The sequence below is a fragment of the Mesorhizobium sp. WSM3224 genome (assembly GCF_000427725.1).
Taxonomy (GTDB): domain Bacteria; phylum Pseudomonadota; class Alphaproteobacteria; order Rhizobiales; family Rhizobiaceae; genus Mesorhizobium.
Genome location: NZ_ATYO01000037.1, coordinates 1 through 19,197 on the forward strand (window position 1 = coordinate 1; position 19,197 = coordinate 19,197).

The 19,197-nt window shown below is 63.0% G+C and carries 23 protein-coding genes; 15 read left to right on the forward strand and 8 right to left on the reverse strand.

Annotated elements, in window-relative coordinates; translation table 11 throughout:
* The first annotated feature begins 725 nt into the window (after positions 1 to 725).
* The 5 genes from YU3_RS0131450 (at position 726) to YU3_RS0131470 (ending at position 4,229) form a co-directional block, all read left to right on the forward strand.
* A complete protein-coding gene (locus YU3_RS0131450; protein WP_027169921.1) occupies positions 726 to 2,252 on the forward strand; it encodes an ABC-F family ATP-binding cassette domain-containing protein in 1,527 nt (508 codons plus the stop codon).
* A gap of 97 nt (positions 2,253 to 2,349) precedes the next feature.
* Positions 2,350 to 2,739 carry a nuclear transport factor 2 family protein gene (locus YU3_RS0131455; protein ID WP_027169922.1) on the forward strand — a complete coding sequence of 130 codons (390 nt, stop codon included), beginning with the start codon at positions 2,350 to 2,352 and terminating at the stop codon, positions 2,737 to 2,739.
* Between the two features lie 92 nt (positions 2,740 to 2,831).
* Positions 2,832 to 3,014: a hypothetical protein gene (locus tag YU3_RS0131460; protein WP_027169923.1), complete on the forward strand. Its 183-nt coding sequence runs from the start codon at positions 2,832 to 2,834 to the stop codon at positions 3,012 to 3,014.
* 259 nt (positions 3,015 to 3,273) lie between these two features.
* Entirely contained in the window at positions 3,274 to 3,693 is a 420-nt protein-coding gene (locus YU3_RS0131465) for a glyoxalase/bleomycin resistance/extradiol dioxygenase family protein (protein WP_027169924.1), read from the forward strand.
* A 182-nt stretch (positions 3,694 to 3,875) separates the two neighbouring features.
* Positions 3,876 to 4,229 carry a DUF1428 family protein gene (locus YU3_RS0131470; RefSeq protein ID WP_027169925.1) on the forward strand — a complete coding sequence of 118 codons (354 nt, stop codon included), beginning with the start codon at positions 3,876 to 3,878 and terminating at the stop codon, positions 4,227 to 4,229.
* A gap of 213 nt (positions 4,230 to 4,442) precedes the next feature.
* Here YU3_RS0131470 and YU3_RS0131475 read toward each other — a convergent pair whose 3' ends face one another.
* Both YU3_RS0131475 and YU3_RS0131480 read right to left on the reverse strand, forming a co-directional pair.
* Positions 4,443 to 6,077, reverse strand: coding sequence for a tetratricopeptide repeat-containing sulfotransferase family protein (locus tag YU3_RS0131475; protein ID WP_027169926.1), 1,635 nt, complete (start codon positions 6,075 to 6,077; stop codon positions 4,443 to 4,445).
* Between the two features lie 200 nt (positions 6,078 to 6,277).
* Entirely contained in the window at positions 6,278 to 6,670 is a 393-nt protein-coding gene (locus tag YU3_RS0131480) for a Kazal-type serine protease inhibitor (RefSeq protein ID WP_027169927.1), read from the reverse strand.
* Positions 6,671 to 7,104: 434 nt separating this feature from the next.
* On the opposite strand from YU3_RS0131480, the gene YU3_RS0131485 reads away from it, so the two are divergent.
* The 3 genes from YU3_RS0131485 to YU3_RS0131495 all read left to right on the forward strand — a co-directional run bounded on the left by YU3_RS0131485 (position 7,105) and on the right by YU3_RS0131495 (position 8,378).
* Positions 7,105 to 7,317 carry a cold-shock protein gene (locus YU3_RS0131485; RefSeq protein WP_006202520.1) on the forward strand — a complete coding sequence of 71 codons (213 nt, stop codon included), beginning with the start codon at positions 7,105 to 7,107 and terminating at the stop codon, positions 7,315 to 7,317.
* 237 nt (positions 7,318 to 7,554) lie between these two features.
* Positions 7,555 to 7,767, forward strand: a complete 213-nt coding sequence (locus YU3_RS0131490) for a cold-shock protein (RefSeq protein ID WP_006202521.1) — start codon at positions 7,555 to 7,557, stop codon at positions 7,765 to 7,767.
* A gap of 197 nt (positions 7,768 to 7,964) precedes the next feature.
* Positions 7,965 to 8,378, forward strand: coding sequence for a BA14K family protein (locus YU3_RS0131495; RefSeq protein WP_027169928.1), 414 nt, complete (start codon positions 7,965 to 7,967; stop codon positions 8,376 to 8,378).
* Positions 8,379 to 8,495: 117 nt separating this feature from the next.
* Here the strand turns inward: YU3_RS0131495 and YU3_RS0131500 are convergent, their stop codons facing one another.
* From YU3_RS0131500 to YU3_RS0131515, 3 genes are all read right to left on the reverse strand, one after another.
* Positions 8,496 to 9,134 (reverse strand): MBL fold metallo-hydrolase, encoded by a 639-nt coding sequence (locus YU3_RS0131500; protein ID WP_027169929.1) that lies wholly within the window; start codon positions 9,132 to 9,134, stop codon positions 8,496 to 8,498.
* A gap of 151 nt (positions 9,135 to 9,285) precedes the next feature.
* A complete protein-coding gene (locus YU3_RS0131510) occupies positions 9,286 to 9,603 on the reverse strand; it encodes a hypothetical protein (protein ID WP_027169930.1) in 318 nt (105 codons plus the stop codon).
* A 146-nt stretch (positions 9,604 to 9,749) separates the two neighbouring features.
* A complete protein-coding gene (locus YU3_RS0131515) occupies positions 9,750 to 10,643 on the reverse strand; it encodes a branched-chain amino acid aminotransferase (protein WP_027169931.1) in 894 nt (297 codons plus the stop codon).
* A 260-nt stretch (positions 10,644 to 10,903) separates the two neighbouring features.
* On the opposite strand from YU3_RS0131515, the gene YU3_RS0131520 reads away from it, so the two are divergent.
* From YU3_RS0131520 to YU3_RS0131535, 4 genes are all read left to right on the forward strand, one after another.
* Complete coding sequence (locus YU3_RS0131520) at positions 10,904 to 11,431, forward strand: MarR family transcriptional regulator (RefSeq protein WP_027169932.1); 528 nt, start codon at positions 10,904 to 10,906, stop codon at positions 11,429 to 11,431.
* Positions 11,418 to 12,137, forward strand: a complete 720-nt coding sequence (locus tag YU3_RS0131525) for a response regulator transcription factor (protein WP_036259987.1) — start codon at positions 11,418 to 11,420, stop codon at positions 12,135 to 12,137. The genes YU3_RS0131520 and YU3_RS0131525 overlap by 14 nt, the downstream gene beginning before the upstream one ends.
* A gap of 52 nt (positions 12,138 to 12,189) precedes the next feature.
* On the forward strand, positions 12,190 to 13,605 hold the full coding sequence (locus YU3_RS0131530) for an ATP-binding protein (RefSeq protein ID WP_027169934.1): 1,416 nt from the start codon (positions 12,190 to 12,192) through the stop codon (positions 13,603 to 13,605).
* A 264-nt stretch (positions 13,606 to 13,869) separates the two neighbouring features.
* Complete coding sequence (locus YU3_RS0131535; protein ID WP_027169935.1) at positions 13,870 to 14,892, forward strand: glycosyltransferase family 1 protein; 1,023 nt, start codon at positions 13,870 to 13,872, stop codon at positions 14,890 to 14,892.
* A 315-nt stretch (positions 14,893 to 15,207) separates the two neighbouring features.
* On the opposite strand, the gene YU3_RS0131540 is transcribed toward YU3_RS0131535, so the two are convergent.
* The 3 genes from YU3_RS0131540 to YU3_RS0131550 form a co-directional block, all read right to left on the reverse strand.
* Complete coding sequence (locus YU3_RS0131540; protein ID WP_027169936.1) at positions 15,208 to 15,567, reverse strand: tRNA-binding protein; 360 nt, start codon at positions 15,565 to 15,567, stop codon at positions 15,208 to 15,210.
* A 17-nt stretch (positions 15,568 to 15,584) separates the two neighbouring features.
* A complete protein-coding gene (locus YU3_RS0131545; RefSeq protein WP_027169937.1) occupies positions 15,585 to 16,085 on the reverse strand; it encodes a YbjN domain-containing protein in 501 nt (166 codons plus the stop codon).
* 317 nt (positions 16,086 to 16,402) lie between these two features.
* Positions 16,403 to 16,705, reverse strand: coding sequence for an accessory factor UbiK family protein (locus YU3_RS0131550; RefSeq protein ID WP_027169938.1), 303 nt, complete (start codon positions 16,703 to 16,705; stop codon positions 16,403 to 16,405).
* 204 nt (positions 16,706 to 16,909) lie between these two features.
* On the opposite strand from YU3_RS0131550, the gene YU3_RS0131555 reads away from it, so the two are divergent.
* From YU3_RS0131555 to YU3_RS0131565, 3 genes are all read left to right on the forward strand, one after another.
* Positions 16,910 to 17,149: a BrnA antitoxin family protein gene (locus tag YU3_RS0131555; RefSeq protein WP_027169939.1), complete on the forward strand. Its 240-nt coding sequence runs from the start codon at positions 16,910 to 16,912 to the stop codon at positions 17,147 to 17,149.
* A 96-nt stretch (positions 17,150 to 17,245) separates the two neighbouring features.
* Positions 17,246 to 18,100, forward strand: coding sequence for a prolipoprotein diacylglyceryl transferase (gene lgt, locus YU3_RS0131560; protein WP_027169940.1), 855 nt, complete (start codon positions 17,246 to 17,248; stop codon positions 18,098 to 18,100).
* Positions 18,097 to 19,164, forward strand: a complete 1,068-nt coding sequence (locus YU3_RS0131565) for a class I SAM-dependent methyltransferase (RefSeq protein WP_027169941.1) — start codon at positions 18,097 to 18,099, stop codon at positions 19,162 to 19,164. The genes lgt and YU3_RS0131565 overlap by 4 nt, the downstream gene beginning before the upstream one ends.
* Positions 19,165 to 19,197: the final 33 nt, after the last annotated feature.

Sequence of the window (19,197 nt, forward strand, 5' to 3'; positions counted from 1 at the left end):
CGCCGCCCCGCTCGGCTCGACATGGGCATCGAGCCATTCTTTCGAAACGTCCACTCCACAGATGGTCTTGTTCACGGTAACCTGCCTTGTGCGTACGATTGGAGCCAAGCGACTATTCGGTCGTGCGTGACGAAGGCGAAGATCCCAGGCTCATCCACGGTTGTGGCCGCAGGGGTGTCGGGCGACTTCGCCAAGCCTCGAATCGGATGGCCATCCGGTTCGAGGCTCAGTCGCTTTCCTTGCACAAATCTCTGTCCGTGCAGATACAAGGGGTGTTCCAGCGGAGTGAGAGGTTGGCGTTCCCTGGAGCACCCCTCATCCGACCGAGCTTCGCTCGGCCACCTTCTCCCACAAGGGGAGAAGGCAAGTACTCCACCGTCGCCGCTTGAAGTGGCTCACTTGCCCTCACCCCGGCCTTTGGTGTAATCGCTCCTCCACACTCGAACGTCTGGAAAGGAGGGCTGCGTGTCTATCGATCACCATCGTCAGCGTGGCCCGATTTGTGCCCTGCGAGCTTGCTTGCAGGGCTGACCAGGACGGTCCGGGAATTTTCCCCGCTTCGATTTTTTGGTCTGCCCTTCGTGGTGCCGTTGAACCTGGCCGGATGGCCTGTCGGCGCACCGTCAAAGTGCATTGAGCCGCCAGAGCATGATCCCGAAAAGTGGGAACCGGTTTTCGGGAAAGATCATGCTCCATCAAGTGCCGGCAAGACCAGAGAAATCCAAATGGCCCTGATCAGCCTCAAATCCCTCGGCGTCACCATGAGTGCGCCGCTGTTCTCCAATCTCGACCTCACCATCGGCGCCGGCGACCGCCTCGGCATCGTCGCGGCCAATGGCCGTGGCAAGTCCACCTTGCTCAGATGCCTGGCCGGCGAATTCGAACCCACCACCGGCGACATCACCAGGTCGCGCGGCCTGCGTGTCGGCCATGTCGAGCAATCCGTCGCTGACGCATTGCTCGACCGCAGCTTCCACCACGTCGTTGCCGATGCCTTGCCGGCAGAGCAACGCCACAGCGAGCTGTGGCGCGTCGACGTGGTGCTGGATTCGCTCGACGTGCCGGAAGACATGCGCGGTCGGCCGGTGCGCGCTCTCAGCGGCGGCTGGCAGCGGCTGGCGCTGATCGCCCGCGTCTGGGTCACCGATCCGGACGTGCTCCTGCTCGACGAGCCGACCAACCATCTCGACCTCGCCAGGATCAGCCAGTTGGAAACATGGCTCAACGCGCTGCCGCGCGAGGTGCCGGTGATCGTTGCCAGCCACGACCGCGCCTTCCTCGACGTCGCCACCAACCGCACGCTGTTCCTGCGTCCGGAAGAATCGCCGGTCTTCGCGCTACCCTATTCACGGGCGCGGCAAGCACTCGACGAGCTTGACGCCTCGACGGCACGCAAGTTCGAGCGCGACATGAGGGTCGCCCAGCAGTTGCGCAAGCAGGCCGCAAAGCTCAACAACATCGGCATCAATTCCGGCAGCGACCTTTTGACGGTGAAAACCAGGCAGCTCAAGGAACGGGCGGAAAAGCTCGAGGACGCGGCAGTGCAGGCGCATCGCGAGCGCTCGGCCGGCGCGATCAGGCTGGCCAACCGCGGCACCCATGCCAAGGTGCTGATCACGCTGGAAGACGCTGCCGTCGAAACGCCCGACGGCACGCTCCTGTTCAGGACCGGCAAGCGCCACATCTGCCAGGACGATCGCATCGTGCTGCTTGGCCGCAACGGCGTCGGCAAGACGCGCTTCATCGCGATGATCCGCAACGCTATCGCCGAGCCAGGGTCGGTTGAAAATATCAAGGTGACGCCATCGACCGTGCTCGGCTACAGCGACCAGTCGCTATCCGGCATCAACGGCGACGACACGCCGTTGGCGATGGTCTCGCGCCGGTTCGAGGTCGGTGAGCAGCGCGCCCGCTCGCTGCTGGCCGGCGCCGGCGTCGCCATCGAAATACAGGAAAGGAAGATCGGCGTTCTGTCGGGCGGACAGAAGGCACGGCTGATGATGCTGGTTCTGCGCCTCGCCAACCCCAACTTCTACCTGCTCGACGAACCGACCAACCATCTCGACATCGACGGCCAGGAAGCGCTGGAGGCGGAATTGCTGAAGTATCAGGCAAGCTGCGTGCTTGCCTCGCATGACCGCTCCTTCATCCGTGCCGTCGGCAACCGCTTCTGGCTTATCGAGAAGCGGCGGCTGACCGAAGTCGACGACCCGCAGGAGTTCTTCCGCTCCGTCGCCGAAGCGCCAAGCTGAGAGATGGCACATCTGCCGGCCCGGCATTGCCGGCAATACTTTTCCACTCGCTAAAAAAGGAGCATGTTGAGTTGCTTAGCCATGGAGGGAACGGGCCATGCGTGCAGTGGAAATCATCAGCAATCTCTACAAAGCCTATGCGGACCGCGACATCGAGGGCGCCCTGGCGCATTGCTCCGAGAATGTCCTGTTCCGCTGGATCGCCGATCCCCGGCAATCGCGTCATGCCGGCACCGCGCACGGCAAGCAGGAATTCCTCGCGAGGCTCCTGGCGCTCGACGATGACTTCGAATACCGGCACGTTGTCCCGGTCGAGATCATCGACGGCGGCGACAAGGTCGCGGCGCAGGTCGAGATCCACATGACGCGCCGCACCACCGGCGAGGAGTTCGTCATGCGCACCGCCAATTTTTGGACGGTCCGCGACGGCGAGATCATCGAGATGGTGGAATATTACGACACCGCGCTGGCCGCGTCGGTGTTCTGAAAAAAATTGAGCCGATCTGTCGGATCGCCAATTGCCGCCTCGTCCTTGGGGTGCCGGCACGATGATGCTGGCGTCAACCAGGGAGAATTGTCATGTCGGTACTGTCATCCATCGGCCGCCTTGCGAACCGGTACGCGCAGGCGCGTGCCCGTCACCGCAGCGAGCGCATCCTGCTTTCGCTGCCCGCAGAACTGCGCAAGGACATCGGCTTTCCGGAGATTTTCGAAACGCGCGAAAGCCGCCGCACCGCCACCTTCTCGGCGAAGGTCATATAAAGTGGCACTCTCGATGCAGTTGTCTTCCAGCCTCGCCGGTCGCCCAAACTGTCTGCGACCGGCGCTTTAAAAAATTTTCGAAGGCCATGTAGGATCGCCGCCGCTTCATCCGTCCTCAGAGCATTCCAGGAAAAGTGTGAAACGGTTTTCCGTTTGGAATTGCGTAGAAACGAAAGAGATAGGGCGGTTCGCCGTTTCCGTCAAACGGTGAAGCGCCCAGGCCGCAAGCCGGATCAACCCCGTGAAGAGGAACACGAGAATGAACGACCAGACCCCGCCCCGCGCCAAGGTCCTTGGTGGATTGACCCCCTATCTGCAGGTCGATGGCGCCACCAAGGCCGCCGAGTTCTACAAGAAGGCTTTCGGCGCCGAGGAAGTGTTTGCCTATCCGCCGGACGACAAGGGCCGCACCATGCACATCCATCTCTACGTCAACGGCTCGACGCTGATGCTGTGCGATGCCTATCCGGAACACGGCCATCCGCATCAGGCGGCGCAGGGCTACACGCTGCAGCTCCATCTCGGCAGCTACGATATCGATGCCTGGTGGCAGCGCGCGGTCGATACCGGCTGCGAAGTCGTCACCCCGCTGCAGGTGATGTTCTGGGGTGACCGCTGGGGCCAGGTGAAAGACCCCTTCGGCGTCGCCTGGGCAATGAACGCGCCAGTGAATGGCTGAAGCCCGCCTCTCCCCCTGTGAGAGGTCGGATTGCCCCGAATTGCTCTTCGCAATTCGGCTGGCAATCCGGGTGAGGGGTAGCTTGGCGCCAAGCTGGAATACCCCTCATCCGTCTCGACGCTGCGCGCGCCGATCCACCCACAAGGGGGGAAGGAAAGGTTGCAACCAAAGAGGAGACCGCCATGTCCTATGTCGATGGCTTCGTGCTCGCCGTGCCGAAGGCAAATCTCGATGCGTACAAGAAAATGGCTGAGAAAGGCGGCGCCGTCTGGATGGAGCACGGCGCGCTCGCCTATGTCGAATGCGTCGGCGACGACGTGCCTTATGGCGAGTTGACCTCGTTCCCGCGCGCCGTGCAGGCGAAGGACGACGAGACCGTCGTCTTCGCCTGGGTGGTCTATGAATCGAGGCAGAGCCGCGATGCGGTCATGGCCAAGGTGATGGCCGATGAGCGTCTCAAGATGGACTGGTCCGCCATGCCGTTCGACGGCAAGCGCATGATCTTCGGCGGCTTCCAGCCATTCGTCGAGCTTTGAGCAACTCGGCCCCAAGCTGGGTTGAGATTGAGGTCAGGCCGAGTCGAGAATGGTGGTTCCCGAGAACCGGAGCGAAGCGTACTTAACGTACGTGAGCACCGGCCTACGCTGGCCGTAGCCTTAGTTTAACTGCCACGCCACTCACGAGTGCTTTGGCCGGCGAAGGCCGGAAGCGCAGGGAACCGCTATTCGCAGGCCGGCCTCACCTCAAGGTCAGCCTAGCTTGTCCAGCAGCGGCTTCAGCCTGTCGCCATAGCGCTTCCACAGATCGACCGAGCCCTGATACATCGGCTGGCGCACCTGCGCCGCCGATGCGGTGCGCACCGGCCGGTCCGTCTCGTGGAACGACAGCACCTTGTCGTCCCAGGGCAGGCCGAGATGCGCCATCAGCGCCCGTGTCTGCCCTTCCTGGTCGGCGACGAAATCCTCATAACGCACATCGTGCACGACGCCCGGCAACACCTTGTGCCAATGCGCCATGATGTCGGCATAGAGATTGTGGAAATCGGCGAGTTCGCCGAGGTCGTAACCGTAGCGGTGACTATCGCCGCGGAAATGCACCTTGAAGATCGACAGGCAAGTGGCTGCCGCATCGCGCGCGCAATGGACGATCTTTGCCTTCGGCAGCATCATGTGCAGGAAGCCGACCAGCAGGAAGTTGCCCGGCATCTTGTCGGTGACATGGCGCAATCCCGGATAGCGGGCATGCAGCATGTCGAGATAGGCCTGCCCCGCCTCGGCAAAAGCGCTGTCGGGCATGTCGGCTATCCCGGCGGGGAAGCCGCCTGGCATGCTCATCGGAAACTGCTTGCCGACGGCCGTCTTCAGGATGCCCAGCTCGCCCGCCCCAAACACCTGCGGATGGCTGGCGATGATCTGCTCGATCAGCGTCGTGCCGGAGCGCGGCATGCCGACGACGAAGATCGGCGTGTCGTCGGAAATGTCGCTGGGCTTGTGCCCGTCGAAGAAGGCCTTGTCGAAGGCCGCCTTCATCGCCTCGAATTCGCTGCGCGTGCGCACCGGGTCGTAGTCGATGCCTCGACGACGGATAGCGTTGCCTTCGGCGAAATAGTCGAAGGCGCGGCCATAGTCCTTGAGGTCGTCATTGACCTTGCCCAGGCCGAAGGAGAGCTGCATGCGTGCCAGGCTGCCTTGGGGCGCCTTGGCATGCTCGGCCTCCATGCCGGAAAGCTCCTTGTCGCGCTCGGCCTGGCGTTTGACCTGCGTGAGCAGCAGCCAGGCCTTCGCCATGTTCGGAGCGATCGCCAGCGCCTGGCGGGCGAGATCGGTCGCCTCGTCCAGCTTGCCCTTCTCCATCATCGCGACGCCCAGCCCGTAGAGAAGCTCGGCGTCCTTCGGCCGGATCGACAGCGCCTCGCGAAACTGCGTGATCGCCTCGTCAAGCCGACCGGCTTCCTGCATCGTCTCGGCAAGACCGACACGCGCGCGGACATGGAACGGGTTGCGGCCGATCGTGCCGCGATAGATCTCCTCGGACGCGTCGAGCTGTCCGATCTGCCGCAGCGACGAACCGAGATTGTCACGTGCGGCCAGCTGGTCCGGCCGGATATCCACCGCGCCGCGGAAGAAATCGACCGCGGCGGCGACGCGCCCGAGGTCGCGCATGACCGTGCCCATATTGTTGAGGAAGTCGGCATTCTCGGGCTGCAAGGTCACCGACTGTTCGATGAGATCGAGCCCCTCCTCGCTCCTGCCGGTCTGGTGCAGCAGCAGTCCGAGGAAATGCAGCGCGGCGGCATGGTTCGGCTGCTGCCCCAATACCTGCCGGTAGAGCCCCTCGGCCTCCTGGCGGCGCCCCGCCTGGTGCAGTTGCAGCGCCTTTTGCACATACGGGTCGAGCGGGCTCGCCGAACCACCTGGCTTGCCGCCCGCGTTTGCCGCTCTTCTGTGATCTCTGTTAATGGGAAACCTGCCGTATTTGTTGGTCCGCCGGACCTAAGCCATGCGGGCGAGAGATTCAAGACTAAGCGTCGCCACGCGCGCTGCCATGTCCATCTCCGCCTGCGGAGACGGGCGCAGTTGTCTCCTCAACAAGGCCCGTCGCCAACGACGCGATAGTCCGCCGCGCGGGCCTCGCATGCATTCGGGAAAGTGCGCACCTGCCCGTTGCGCCTGGCGCAGACCGGCGCGTATTCGCGCGTGCAGAAAGTTTGTTCTCCGCCGCCGCCACCGCCGCCGCGGCAAGGACCGTCCCGCACGATGCGGTACCCTTCCCTTTCGGCCAGGCAGGCATTGGCGAAGGTCTGGCGGTCGCCGTCGCGCCGGGCGCAGACCGGCTGGTATTGCATGGTGCAGAGCTGTGGACGCGGCCTGGGCGGGCGCGGACCCGGCCCATCGTCGACGACGACGGTACAGGCCGCCAGCAGCGCGGACAGGATGAAAATGACAAGGCCCTGCCGGGAGATCGCAAGAAATCGCATGTGTCCCTCCTCCGTCCCGGCGCACCATGCCGGCTCGCGATATCCTTGCATCCTCCGCGGCAAACGCAAAGGCTGAATGCCCGCATTCGAATGCCTTCGCTGGCCCATGCTTGGCCCGTCTCTGGCCGATGACCGGTGATGAGGCCGGGTCTATCGAGACCCTGCGTTGGACGAGCCGCGGGCCTTCCGCGACCGCTGTCTTGCAACCATCACGTTTCCGTGTAATAAATTTCCCCGTTCGGGCATTTGCGACCCGGAGAGCGGAACGTTTTGGACGACCTTTCCCCGACAAGTGTGAATCTCTGACAGCCCCGTTTTTCGGCGGGGGGTTTGACCATGCGCAAATGCATGACCGCCGAAGCAACCACCGGGAATTGCCTGAGGCGCTAGGCAGCGGGCAAACCACAAGACTGACGGGTGAAGGAGTTTCCCCAATGGCCCAGACCGGCACCGTAAAGTTCTTCAATGCCACCAAAGGCTTCGGCTTCATTACGCCCGATGGCGGCGCCAAGGACGTGTTCGTCCACATCTCCGCGATCGAGGCTTCCGGCCTGCGCACGCTGGTCGACGGCCAGAAGGTTACCTTCGACGTCGAACCGGACCGCATGGGCAAAGGCCCGAAGGCGGTCAACCTGCGCGCCGCCTGATCGACGCAACCGGCCAGTCCTTGCGGATGCAATGATGCGGCAGGATGATGAACAGGCTTCTCGACAGGCCCGAAATTGCGAAGGCGCGACGGTTTCGTCGCGCCTTTTTTGCACGCAAATGCTTGGATCGGCAGGCGAAAACTTTCTCTTGCCGATAGCGCTAAAATAAAGGACAAATTTCCTTTCGGGCAGTTTGCCGGCCCGAGACTTGACTTGATGGGACCAAAGGAGTTTCCCATGCCGCAGACCGGCACCGTCAAATTCTTCAACCATGCCAAAGGCTTCGGCTTCATCACGCCCGATGATGGCGCGAAGGATGTCTTCGTCCACATCTCGGCTGTGCAGGCGTCGGGCCTTCCCGGTCTTGAGGATGGGCAGAAAGTCACATTCGACACCGAGCCTGACAAGCGCGGCAAGGGTCCGAAGGCCGTCAATCTGTCAATCGGCTAAGCCGGCTCACGACGGATCCGACGGAGGCTGTTGAGGCGGGCCATCTCCCGCCCTGAATGGATTGTGCCCTGGCCTCGAAAAATCGGTCATGCCGATTTCTGTTCAGCCTCCGTTCAGCCACGGTCCTCTATTAACCTTTGCTAAAGCCGGTCCGCATCCCCTGAAAAATGCGCGGACCGGTGCGAAGGAGACCGAAAATGAACCGTTTTCTCAAGACCGCCATCCTGACCGCAGGCATTGCCGCGACCACTTTGGCCACCTTCTCGGCCGCCAATGCCGATGACTGGCGCTGGCACCATCATCGTGATCGCGGCGGCGACGCCCTCGCAGCCGGCGTTGTCGGCCTCGCGGCAGGCGCCCTGATCGGCAGCGCGCTCAGCAACCCCGGCCCGAGATATTACGACCCGGCCTATGATGACGGCTACTATGTCGACCGGCCGGTGCGTCGCTACTACGTGCAGCAGCCGCGCGTCGTCTATGCCGACCGCTATGCCGAGCCGTGGACCCGGGCCTGGTACGAGTATTGCTCGGATCGCTACCGCAGCTTCAATTCCCGGACCGGCACCTTCACCGGCAATGACGGCGACCAGCATTTCTGCGTCGCCAACTGACAGCAGCAAACAGTGAAACGGTCAGGTTCGGCGCCGTCGCTGTAGCCTTCCATCCGGCTGGGTTCCCTGCCCAGGAAAAGCGCCGCCTCCAGCGGCGCTTTTCTTTTGCTTGCAAGGTCAGGTCAGAAAGGGATTGGTCCGCCGCTCGTCGCCAAAACGACTGCCCGGGCCATGGCCGCAGATGAAACCGATATCGTCGCCAAGCGGCAGCAGCTTGTCCTTGATCGAGGCGATCAGCGCGGCATGGTCGCCGCCGGGCAGATCGGTGCGCCCGACCGAGCCGCGAAACAGCACATCGCCGACATGCGCGAATTTCGCTTCCCGGTTGAAATAGACGACGTGGCCCGGCGCGTGCCCCGGGCAATGCAGCACCTCGAATTGATGATTGCCGAACGACACCGTCTCGCCTTCGGTGAGGAAACGGTCCGGCACGCAGTTGCGCACGCCCGAAATGCCATAGCGCCTGCCCTGGTTCTCGAGATTGTCGAGCAACATCTTGTCGGCGGCGTGCGGGCCGATAATGTCGATGCCCAGTGCCTCCCTCAGCTCCATCGCGCCGCCGGCATGGTCGATATGGCCGTGCGTGATCCAGATTGCGCCGGCGTTGATGGCATTGTCCTTCAGCGCGGACAGTATCTTGTCGACATCGCCGCCGGGATCGACGACGACGCCGCTCTTGTCGTCCATGTCGAAGAGAATGGTGCAATTCTGCTGGAAGGGCGTGACCGGCACGATGCCGGCATTGAGCTGACCCATGGCTTTCCTTTCGAGATGTCGCCCTGATGTAGAGGCCCCTGATTTAGAGGCCATGGCGAGCCGCGTCCACCGTTGACCGGAGCGAATAATCCTCGAAAAGAAATGGGCGGCCGGAGCCGCCCATGCGAAGGCCCGAAGGGGATATCTGGGCCTATTTTTTCATCGCGCCCATGACCGCGCCGATGATGGCGGTCAGGATGGCGCCACCGCCGGCGCCGCCGACGATGTTTGGGATGTTCAGCGCGCTGCCCAATCCGCCCGCTGCCGCCGCAGCCGCCGCCGGATCGACCGTACCGCCGCCGAGCAGGCTACCCAGGATGGCCGCGCCGCCGACGCCGCCGATGGCGCCGCCGAGGATTTTAGGAAGCTGACCCAACGCCGCCGTTTTCAGCGCCGCGCCGACTGCCTGACCGCCGATAACACCCGTAATCACCTGAATAACGATCGCAACAAGCGTGTTCGTATCCATGTACCTAGTCCCTCCATAGCCGCCAGCCTCCTCGGGCCGACGCCATCATGAGACGCCGAATTGTTCGAAAGTCAAATGCGCGAGCGCTTAAATAAAAGGGGCGGCTGGAAAACCGCCCCTATTGCACAAAAAAGCTGTGACTATCGCTATTCTGCGGCGATGGCGTGCTTTGGTTGCACCGCAGCGGAATAGTCATTCATCAACGTCTTGGCGATCTCGCCGACCTCGAATCGGTACGGCCCAATCTCCGAAACCGGCGTGACCTCGGCTGCGGTGCCGGTGAGGAAACACTGCTCGAAACCTTCGAGTTCCTCCGGCATGATGGTGCGCTCGATCACTTCGAAACCGCGGTCCTTCGCCAGGCCGATCACCGTGCGGCGGGTTATGCCGTCGAGGAAGCAGTCGGGCGTCGGCGTATGGATCTTGCCGTCCTTGACGAAGAAGATATTGGCGCCCGTGGCTTCCGCCACCTGGCCGCGCCAATCCAGCATCATGGCGTCGGCATAGCCCTTGGCCTCGGCGGCATGCTTGGACAGCGTGCAGATCATGTAGAGGCCGGCGGCCTTCGACTTGGACGGCGCGGTGCGCGGATCGGGCCGGCGCCATTCGGCGACATCGAGGCGGATGCCCTTGAGCTTCTGCGCCGGGTCGAAATAGCTCGGCCACTGCCAGATGGCGATAGCGCAGTTGATGCGGTTGTTCTGCGCCGAGACGCCCATCTGCTCGCTGCCGCGCCAGGCGATCGGACGCACATAGGCGTCCTGAAAACCCTGCTTCTTCAGGAGCGTGCGGCAGGCCTCGTCGATCTCGGCGACCGGATAGGGAATCTTGAAACCGAGCAGGCGCGCCGATTCATGCAGGCGCTCGTTATGCTCGGTCAACTTGAAGATCTGGCCGCCATAGGCGCGCTCGCCCTCGAAGACGGCGCTGGCATAGTGCAGGCCATGTGTCAGCACATGAATCTTGGCGTCGGCCCATTTGACGAACTCGCCGTTCATCCAGATGAAGCCGTCCAATTGATCGAAGGGAACGGATGCCATGGAAACCTCCCGCGGGCGGGCGCCCGCAAATCGTTGTGTCATATGGCCTTTCGCGCCGGTCCCGCCACAGGATCCGAAACGCTGGCCAGTGCTTGAAAGCGTAGGCGGATATTCAATCCGTGGCAAACTCAGGAAGTTCCGGAAAAAAGGCTTCCTCTTGCCTTTTCGTTCGCAATCCGCCGAAAAGCTTGTCAAAAATTATCATTGCCCGGAAATTACGTCAATAGTACTGACATAATTCCGCCTCGCATGGAGAAATGATGACGAGCCCCGCAGCCGGAAAACCGATCAGGACGGCCATCACCGATGAGGACGGCATCGACTTCGCCATCATCGAACTGTTTTTCTTCGCCTATCGCGACTTCACCTCCGATCCGGACCAGATCCTCGCCGATTACGGCTTCGGCCGCGCCCATCATCGTGTGCTGCACTTCGTCAACCGCAGGCCGGGCCTTACCGTTGCCGAACTGCTCGATGTGCTGAAGATCACCAAGCAGAGCCTTGCGCGGGTTTTGAAGCAGCTGATCGACACCGACCATATCGTCCAGGTGCAGGGTCCGCGCGACCGCCGGCAGCGCGAACTCTACCCGACCGCCAAGGGCCGCGCCCTGGCCCTGGCTCTGGCGCGGCCACAGTCGCGCCGCATCCGTGCGGCATTGGAAGACTCCGGAACCACCGAACGCGCCACGATCGAGCGATTCCTGGAAGCGATGGTCAATCCGGAACTAAGAGCGCAGATCGACATTGTGCCTGCGCAAACATCGGGGAAGAACCATGGAGACCATTGAGAAGGTTGATCATCCGGCCGCGCCCGACGATGACGCGCCGCATCTTCTGGTTGTCGACGACGACACGCGTATCCGCAACCTGCTCAAGCAGTATCTGTCCGAGAACGGTTTTCGCGTCACCGTTGCCGGCAATTCCGGCGAGGCCAGGCGCAAGCTCGCCGGTCTCGACTTCGACCTTCTGGTGCTCGATGTCATGATGCCTGGCGAAACCGGCGTCGACCTCACCAAGGCGCTGCGGGCCGACAAGAACGTGCCGATCCTGATGCTGACGGCGCTGTCCGAGACCGACAGCCGCATCACCGGGCTGGAAGCCGGCGCCGATGACTACCTGCCAAAACCATTCGACCCGCGCGAGCTCATCCTGCGCATCAACAACATCCTGCGCCGTGGCGGCCCGGCGTCGACGCCGAAGGTGGAGCAGCTTGTGTTTGGACCCTACACGTTCCAGATCGCCAAGCGCGAATTGAAGCGCGGCGGCGAGGCGCTTAAGCTGACCGACCGCGAGCAGGAAATCCTGGCGATCTTCGCGGCTCGGGCCGGCGAGACCATACCGCGCCATGAGCTGGTGGGCGATGAGTCGGATGTCGGCGAGCGCACCATCGATGTCCAGATCAACCGGCTGCGCCGCAAGATCGAGCGCGATCCGTCCAACCCGGTGTGGCTGCAGACGGTGCGCGGTATTGGGTATCGGCTCAGCGTGGAATAAGTTAGCGTCGAAGGCCCTTTGCTGAACAGGCCATCGACGAGCGGAAGGGCGAATGGCGACCACGCAACTGGAAAAGCCCAAGGACGGCGGCTTCGGCGTACTCGCGAGGCGCACGCTGAGGGCGATGCCGCGCGCCTGGAACCGGTTCTGGCGCCTGGTCGCGCTCTATATGCCGAAGCGGCTCTACGCCCGCTCGCTGATCATCGTCATCGCGCCGATGATCCTTTTGCAGTCGGTCGTCGCCTTCGTCTTCATGGAGCGCCACTGGCAGACGGTCACCCAGCGCCTGTCGCAGGCGACTATCTCGGATATAGCGGCCGTCATCGACATGATGGAGACCTATCCGCACGACGCCGACTACGCCAACATCATCCGCATCGCCCAGGACCGGATGCAGTTGAAGGTCGACCTTCTGCCGCCCGACCCGCTGCCGCCGCCCGGCCCGAAACCGTTCTTCTCGATCCTCGACGAGGCCTTATCGTCGGAGATCACAAAGCAGATCAATCGTCCGTTCTGGATCGACACGGTCGGCAATTCCAACGTCGTCGAGGTCCGCGTCCAGCTTGAAGGCAAGGTGCTGCGCGTCTTCGTGCGGCGCAGCCAGGCTTATGCCTCCAACACCCACATCTTCCTGATCTGGATGGTCGGCACCTCGCTGGTGCTGTTGATGATCGCCATCCCCTTCCTGCGCAATCAGATCAGGCCGATCCTGACGCTCGCCGAAGCTGCCGAGAGTTTCGGCAAGGGCAGGCCGATGCCGCGCGATTTCCGCCCGCGTGGCGCCGAGGAAGTCCGCCGCGCCGGTTTCGCCTTCATCCAGATGCGCGAGCGTATCGAGCGCCAGATCGAGCAGCGGACCGCCATGCTGACCGGCGTCAGCCACGACCTGAGGACCATCCTCACCCGCTTCAAGCTGCAGCTGGCGCTGGCCGGCGGCAAGTCCGAGACCAAGGCCGCGCTCAACCAGGACATCGACGACATGCAGTCGATGCTGGAAGGCTATCTCTCCTTTGCCCGTGGCGAGGCCGCCGAGGACACCGGCCGCTTCGATCTCAAGACCTATCTCCAGAAGCTCGGCGAGGAAGCGCAATTGCGCGGCTGCAAGCTCACGACGACGCTGACCGGCGATCCGGCGGTGCATGTGCGGCCGAACGCCTTCGCCAGGCTCCTGTCCAATGTCATCGGCAACGCTTTTCGCTACGCCAAGACGGTCGAGGTCCATGCCAATCACGGCCGCGGCTCACTCACCGTCACCATCGACGATGACGGCCCAGGCATCGCTGCCGACAAGCGTGAAGAGGTGTTCAAGCCGTTCCTGCGGCTCGACGAGGCGCGCAATCTCGATGCCAGCGGCACCGGGCTCGGCCTGTCGATCGCCCGCGACATCGCCCGAAGCCACGGCGGCGACATCAGTCTCGAGGACAGCCCGCTCGGCGGCCTGCGCGCAGTGATCAAAGTACCAGCATAGCCGGAGCATGATCCCGAGCCTTCGGTTCGGATACGATTCATGCTCAATCAAAAAGCAGCTTCATCCGCCCGTCATGAAATCATGGTCAAGAGCGCGCATGAAGCGCGCGATCTCTGCTGATTCGGCCCTGCCGCCCCGCTTCGATCCCGCGCCTGCCCGGGTGCGCTGGAGCGAGGCGCGGACCGCTGCCTGGTTGCCGTTCCGGAATTATAGCGGCAAAGGGCCGCCATGCGTATCGGGATCGCTATGCGTATCGGGATCGCCATGCGCATCCTGATGGTCACCGACGCCTGGCGGCCGCAGGTCAATGGCGTGGTGCACACGCTGGAGCGCCTCACCGAGGCGCTGAAACCGTTCGACGTCGAGCTCGATTTCCTGACGCCCAACCTCTTTCGCACCTTGCCGATGCCGACCTATCCCGACATCCGGCTTGCGCTGACGACACCGGGCCATGTCGCGCGCCTGATCGAGGCCGCCAAGGCCGACCATATCCACATCGTCACCGAGGGTCCGCTCGGCATCATGGCGCGCCGCCATTGCCGCAGGATCGGGCGTCCCTTCACCACCAGCTACCACACGCGCTTTCCCGAATATCTCAGCGCCCGCCTACCGGTGCCGGAGAGCTGGGCCTATAGCTGGCTGCGCGACTTCCACAATTCCGGACAGGGCACGCTGGTGGCAACGCAATCGCTGGCGGACGATCTCGCAGCACGTGGCTTCAACAAGCTGAGACCCTGGACGCGCGGCGTCGACACCGACCATTTCCGGCCGGACAGACGCAAGGAAACCGAATTTGCCCGCCCGGTTTTCCTGTGCGTCGGCCGTGTCGCGATCGAAAAGAACCTCACCGCCTTCCTCGACCTCGACCTGCCCGGCAGCAAGGTTATCGTCGGCGAAGGACCGGAACTGGCAAAACTCAAGGCACGCTATCCCAAGGCGCATTTCCTCGGCCACCGTCCGAACGACGAACTGGCCGAGATCTACGCGTCTGCCGATGCCTTCGTCTTCCCGAGCCGCACCGATACTTTCGGCAACGTCATCATCGAGGCGCTGGCCAGCGGAACGCCCGTCGCCGCTTTTCCGGTAACCGGGCCGGTCGACATTGTCGGCGATGGCGTCGGTGGGGCTGTGTCGAATGACCTGGGCGAGGCGGCGATGAAGGCGCTTCACGTCGATCGCGCCGAGGCGCGCCAGCGCGCGATGCGCTATAGTTGGCAGGCCTGCGCCGAAATGTTCCTCGATGCAGTCGACGAAGCACTGGGGATGCCGCGCAGGCTGGTGGCCTGAACCCTTCGTCATCCACGGGCGAAGCGGCGGCGAAGCCGGCGCGCAGACCCGAGGATCCATTCCGTGACCTGCGAGCGTTTGCCGCGGTGGAGATTCCGCAGAATTGAGCCGGCGACGCGATCGCTCGTTCTCGGTGGGCGACTTCTCAATGGGTCAGGGAAAATAGCCGCGCTGTTCTGGGCCGTCGCAATCTTCGGCCGACGTAACGGAATGGATCCTCGGGTCTGCGCGTCCGCTTCGCTCCCGCGCCGCCCGTGGATGACGAAAGCACGGCGATCTCGCGACCGGACATGGCTGCCAGCGATCCAGCCTAGTCTAGAACAGCCTCCCGCCGTCCGGCACTTTGCGCTCGATGGCGCCGAGCACCACGGCGCCTTCTTCGTCCGGAAAGCCGAGCGTCAGCACTTCCGACATGAACGGACCGATCTGGCGCGGCGGGAAGTTGACCACCGCGAAGACCTGCCGGCCGATCAGCGTCTCCGGCGCGTAGTATTTGGTGATCTGCGCCGACGACTTCTTGATCCCGATAGCCGGGCCGAAATCGATCTTCAGCTTGAAAGCCGGCTTGCGCGCCTCCGGAAACGGCTCGGCCTCGACGATCGTGCCCGCACGGATGTCGACACGGTCGAAATCGGCAAAGCTGATCTCGGGCTTGCGCTCGCTACTGGAACTCATCGGGATATCGGCTTGGTTCAGGCGTTTCCGTGGGTCTCAAAGAGCACGCTGGACAGCGCGTCCTTGGCCGATGTACCCGACCAGACGACGAACTGGAAGGCCTGGAAATAGCATTCGCAGGCCTCTAACGCCGAGGACAAAAGCACCTCGACCTGCTGGCTCGACGGCTCGACCCCGCCGGCAAGCAGCAGCGACTGCCGGAACATGATCGCGCCTTCCTGCTCCCACAGATCGAAATGCCCGAACAGCATCTGTTCGTTGACGAGCGACAAGAGCCGCATCACTTCCAGCGCCCGCGTCTCGGGCACCTTGATGTCGAAGGCACAGGCCAAGTGCAGCGCCTCGAAATCCTCCATCCAGGAAAAGGAGACATGGTAGTCGGTCCAACTGCCGGCCACCGAAATGGAAATCTCGTCGTCGCCGGCGCGCTCGAAGGACCAGTCGTTGTTGTGGGCCACCTGCTCGATGACGTCCACCGGGTGGATTTCGCGGGAGAATTCGAGTTCGAGAAGTTCCATGGATGCTTCCTGTGTTCAGGGGAGCGCCACACGCTCCGCGGGGCACACACGACGAACAATCTTGTCTAGAACTCGGACGGCCAGGAACTTCTCAAACGCAAAGACCCCAGACCGGACCCCACCGCCCGGCGCACGACCCTGCTCCGAATCATGCAACAAATTCAGTCTATTGATCGGGAGTCGCGTGAACAGCCCAATTTTTCGCACTGCGTCATAAGCATGTGGAAAGGTCGCTGTCACAAAGATTCATGCAATGCCGGTAAGCGATTCACGGCAAAGCGATTTTTCGGATCGCGCTATGTGGAAAAGTTCAATAATTATTTTTTTGCGCGGGGCTTCGCAGCACCCGCAGGTGCGGCCTGTCCGGTCAGTTCAGCGAGCCTGGCCTCGAGCGCCTCGACGCGCGTCGCCAGCTGGATGTTGTCTTCCCTCGCCTTGACCGCCATCTCGCGCACGGCCTCGAATTCTTCGCGCTGCACCACATCCATGGAATTCAGCATGCGCTCGGCCTGCGCCCGGAACGCCGTCTCCACCTCGCGCCGCACGCCCTGGGCGGCGCCCGCCGCATCGGTCATCAGCTTGGCGAATTCATCGAGAACGCGGTTCGGTCCGGTCGACATGGCAGATCCTCGCTTTGTCGTTTTGACGTAGTGGCGCGAGGCGCGGAATGCAAGAACGTTGAGGGTTGATGCCTCCTCTGCGTTGCTATGGCGCACGGCTGTGCCATGCCTGCGCAAAGCATTCAAATCGCCCCAAGCTGTACTTGAAGACGCCAATTCGCCTATTGTGTTGCGTATCGCTTCAGCACTCTTCAAGGTCAACCAATGGCAACGCCCCCGCGCCGACCGATAAATCCGATGGCCGCCGCAGAAGCCGCCTTCAAGCCGGCCAAAAAACCAGCCGCCCCAATTCGCGAGCCCGCTGCCGCCCCGAACGTCAGAGAGCTTGTTTCGATCAGGATCGACCGGGCCGTGCTGGATCATTTCCAGGAAGATGGTCCCGGCTGGCAGGACAGGATCAACGACGCGTTGCGGCAGATGATAGCCACCAAGCCTCGGGATTGAGCTCCCCGCCTGTACGGTGTCCACCTTGCCTTGACCCCGCCAAAACCCTGCCGCATGGTCCGCGCCCAATCGTGACCATCATCGGGGAGACCCAGTTTGAGCGAATATTTCCTGCTGCCACTGGCCTCCCTGCCCTTCCCCAACATCGACCCCGTCATCGTCAATATCGGGCCGCTGGCGGTGCACTGGTACGGCGTCGGCTATATCGTCGGCATCCTCTTTGCCTGGTGGTACGCCAAGCGGCTGGTCACCAACGCCAGCCTTTGGCCGGACGGCAATCTGCCGATGAAGCCGGAAGACCTCGACGACTTCATCGTCTGGGCGGCGATCGGCGTGGTGCTCGGCGGGCGCATCGGCTACGTGCTGTTCTACGACCTGCCGCGCTACATTGCGCATCCGCTCGATATCTTCGCCGTCTGGCAGGGTGGCATGTCGTTCCATGGCGGCCTGCTTGGCGTCATCCTCGCCATGACGCTGTTTTCGCTCAAGCGTCATATCCACACCTGGACATTGTTCGACGTGGTCTCGGCCGGCGTCCCGGTCGGTCTCGGCCTTGTGCGTGTCGCCAACTTCATCAATTCGGAACTTTGGGGCCGCCCCTCGAACGTACCCTGGGCAATTGAATTCCCCAATGGTGGGCCGTTCACCCGCCACCCCAGCCAGCTCTACGAGGCCGTGCTCGAAGGCCTCGTGCTCTTCCTGGTGTTGCGTTTCCTGACCCATTCGCGGCTCAAGCTGAAGACCCCGCGCTTCGTCGGCGGCGCCTTCATCTGCGGCTATGGCCTGTCGCGCATCTTCGTCGAGTTCTTCCGCGAGCCCGACCAGCAGCTCGGCTATCTCCTCGGGACCAACTGGCTGACCATGGGCATGATCCTGTCCACGCCGATGGTGCTGGCCGGCATCTGGGCCATGGCGACGGCAAAGCCGGCGCCACAGTCGCAGGCGGCATGAGCCAGCTGAAGCAGCGCATCATAAGCCTGATCGGCGCGACGGGGCCGATCCCGGTCAGCGAATATATGGCGCTTTGCCTGTTCGATCCCGACGACGGCTATTACATGACGCGCGAGCCCTTCGGCGCCGCCGGCGACTTCATCACCGCGCCCGAGATCAGCCAGATGTTCGGCGAGCTTGTCGGCGTCTGGCTTTACCAGGCCTGGCAAGGCGCCGGCCGGCCCCTGCCCGCGACCTTTGCCGAGATCGGACCGGGCCGCGGCACGCTGATGAAGGATGTGCTGCGCACCTGGTCGCGGCTCGATCCTGCCCTCTCCGGCGACGCCTGGTTCGCCTTGATCGAGACCAGCCCGCGCCTTGTCGAAATCCAGAGAGAGACGCTTGCCGGCCAGGACGCAGAGCTGGCCTGGCACCTAACCATCGACACGCTGCCGCGACAGCCGCTGTTCATCGTCGGCAACGAACTGTTCGACGCGGTGCCGATCCGGCAGTTCGTGCATATCGGCGAAAGCTGGCGCGAACGCATGGTCGGCCTCGACGACAACGACGAGCTGCGCTTCTTCGCCGGCGCGGGCTCGCTCGATCCCACGCTGCTGCCCGATAATGCCTCGGACGCGCCTGAAGGCGCCATCGCCGAGGTGGCCCCCGCGCGCGCCGCGTTGATGGCGGCGATCGCCGAACGTATCGCCATGCAAGGCGGCGCGGGCCTTTTCATCGATTATGGCCATTTGCAGCCAGGCATCGGCGACACGCTGCAGGCCTTGCGCCGACACGAACACGAAGACGTGCTGGCCAATCCCGGCGAGGCCGATATCACATCCCACGTCGATTTCGCCGCCCTTGCCGCGGCAGCCCGCTCCGTCGGGCTCGGTGTCGAGACGTCGACTCAGGGCGAATTCCTGCTCGGCATGGGCCTGCTCGAGCGTGCCGGCACGCTCGGCGCCGATGCCGATGCCGAGACGCGTCAAGCCATTTCGGACGCGGTCGAACGCCTCGCCGGCCCCGACGCGATGGGCGAGCTGTTCAAGGTGATGAAGGTCCTGCCGGCACAGGCAGCAGCCTGAGCCAGACGGCCGTCCGTGCGGCCTGGCCCGCTG

What these genes read in the sequence shown, in the direction of transcription:
- YU3_RS0131495 (WP_027169928.1), top strand. Translation starts at nt 7,965, where the DNA reads ATGAACCGTTTTCTCAAGACCGCCATCCTGACCGCAGGCATTGCCGCG.
- YU3_RS0131555 (WP_027169939.1), top strand. Translation starts at nt 16,910, where the DNA reads ATGGCAACGCCCCCGCGCCGACCGATAAATCCGATGGCCGCCGCAGAA.
- YU3_RS0131480 (WP_027169927.1), bottom strand. Translation starts at nt 6,670, where the DNA reads ATGCGATTTCTTGCGATCTCCCGGCAGGGCCTTGTCATTTTCATCCTG.
- YU3_RS0131545 (WP_027169937.1), bottom strand. Translation starts at nt 16,085, where the DNA reads ATGGAACTTCTCGAACTCGAATTCTCCCGCGAAATCCACCCGGTGGAC.
- YU3_RS0131530 (WP_027169934.1), top strand. Translation starts at nt 12,190, where the DNA reads ATGGCGACCACGCAACTGGAAAAGCCCAAGGACGGCGGCTTCGGCGTA.
- YU3_RS0131565 (WP_027169941.1), top strand. Translation starts at nt 18,097, where the DNA reads ATGAGCCAGCTGAAGCAGCGCATCATAAGCCTGATCGGCGCGACGGGG.
- YU3_RS0131515 (WP_027169931.1), bottom strand. Translation starts at nt 10,643, where the DNA reads ATGGCATCCGTTCCCTTCGATCAATTGGACGGCTTCATCTGGATGAAC.
- YU3_RS0131550 (WP_027169938.1), bottom strand. Translation starts at nt 16,705, where the DNA reads ATGTCGACCGGACCGAACCGCGTTCTCGATGAATTCGCCAAGCTGATG.
- YU3_RS0131465 (WP_027169924.1), top strand. Translation starts at nt 3,274, where the DNA reads ATGAACGACCAGACCCCGCCCCGCGCCAAGGTCCTTGGTGGATTGACC.
- YU3_RS0131460 (WP_027169923.1), top strand. Translation starts at nt 2,832, where the DNA reads ATGTCGGTACTGTCATCCATCGGCCGCCTTGCGAACCGGTACGCGCAG.
- YU3_RS0131535 (WP_027169935.1), top strand. Translation starts at nt 13,870, where the DNA reads ATGCGCATCCTGATGGTCACCGACGCCTGGCGGCCGCAGGTCAATGGC.
- YU3_RS0131450 (WP_027169921.1), top strand. Translation starts at nt 726, where the DNA reads ATGGCCCTGATCAGCCTCAAATCCCTCGGCGTCACCATGAGTGCGCCG.
- YU3_RS0131490 (WP_006202521.1), top strand. Translation starts at nt 7,555, where the DNA reads ATGCCGCAGACCGGCACCGTCAAATTCTTCAACCATGCCAAAGGCTTC.
- YU3_RS0131470 (WP_027169925.1), top strand. Translation starts at nt 3,876, where the DNA reads ATGTCCTATGTCGATGGCTTCGTGCTCGCCGTGCCGAAGGCAAATCTC.
- YU3_RS0131510 (WP_027169930.1), bottom strand. Translation starts at nt 9,603, where the DNA reads ATGGATACGAACACGCTTGTTGCGATCGTTATTCAGGTGATTACGGGT.
- YU3_RS0131485 (WP_006202520.1), top strand. Translation starts at nt 7,105, where the DNA reads ATGGCCCAGACCGGCACCGTAAAGTTCTTCAATGCCACCAAAGGCTTC.
- YU3_RS0131455 (WP_027169922.1), top strand. Translation starts at nt 2,350, where the DNA reads ATGCGTGCAGTGGAAATCATCAGCAATCTCTACAAAGCCTATGCGGAC.
- YU3_RS0131500 (WP_027169929.1), bottom strand. Translation starts at nt 9,134, where the DNA reads ATGGGTCAGCTCAATGCCGGCATCGTGCCGGTCACGCCCTTCCAGCAG.
- YU3_RS0131520 (WP_027169932.1), top strand. Translation starts at nt 10,904, where the DNA reads ATGACGAGCCCCGCAGCCGGAAAACCGATCAGGACGGCCATCACCGAT.
- YU3_RS0131525 (WP_036259987.1), top strand. Translation starts at nt 11,418, where the DNA reads ATGGAGACCATTGAGAAGGTTGATCATCCGGCCGCGCCCGACGATGAC.
- YU3_RS0131540 (WP_027169936.1), bottom strand. Translation starts at nt 15,567, where the DNA reads ATGAGTTCCAGTAGCGAGCGCAAGCCCGAGATCAGCTTTGCCGATTTC.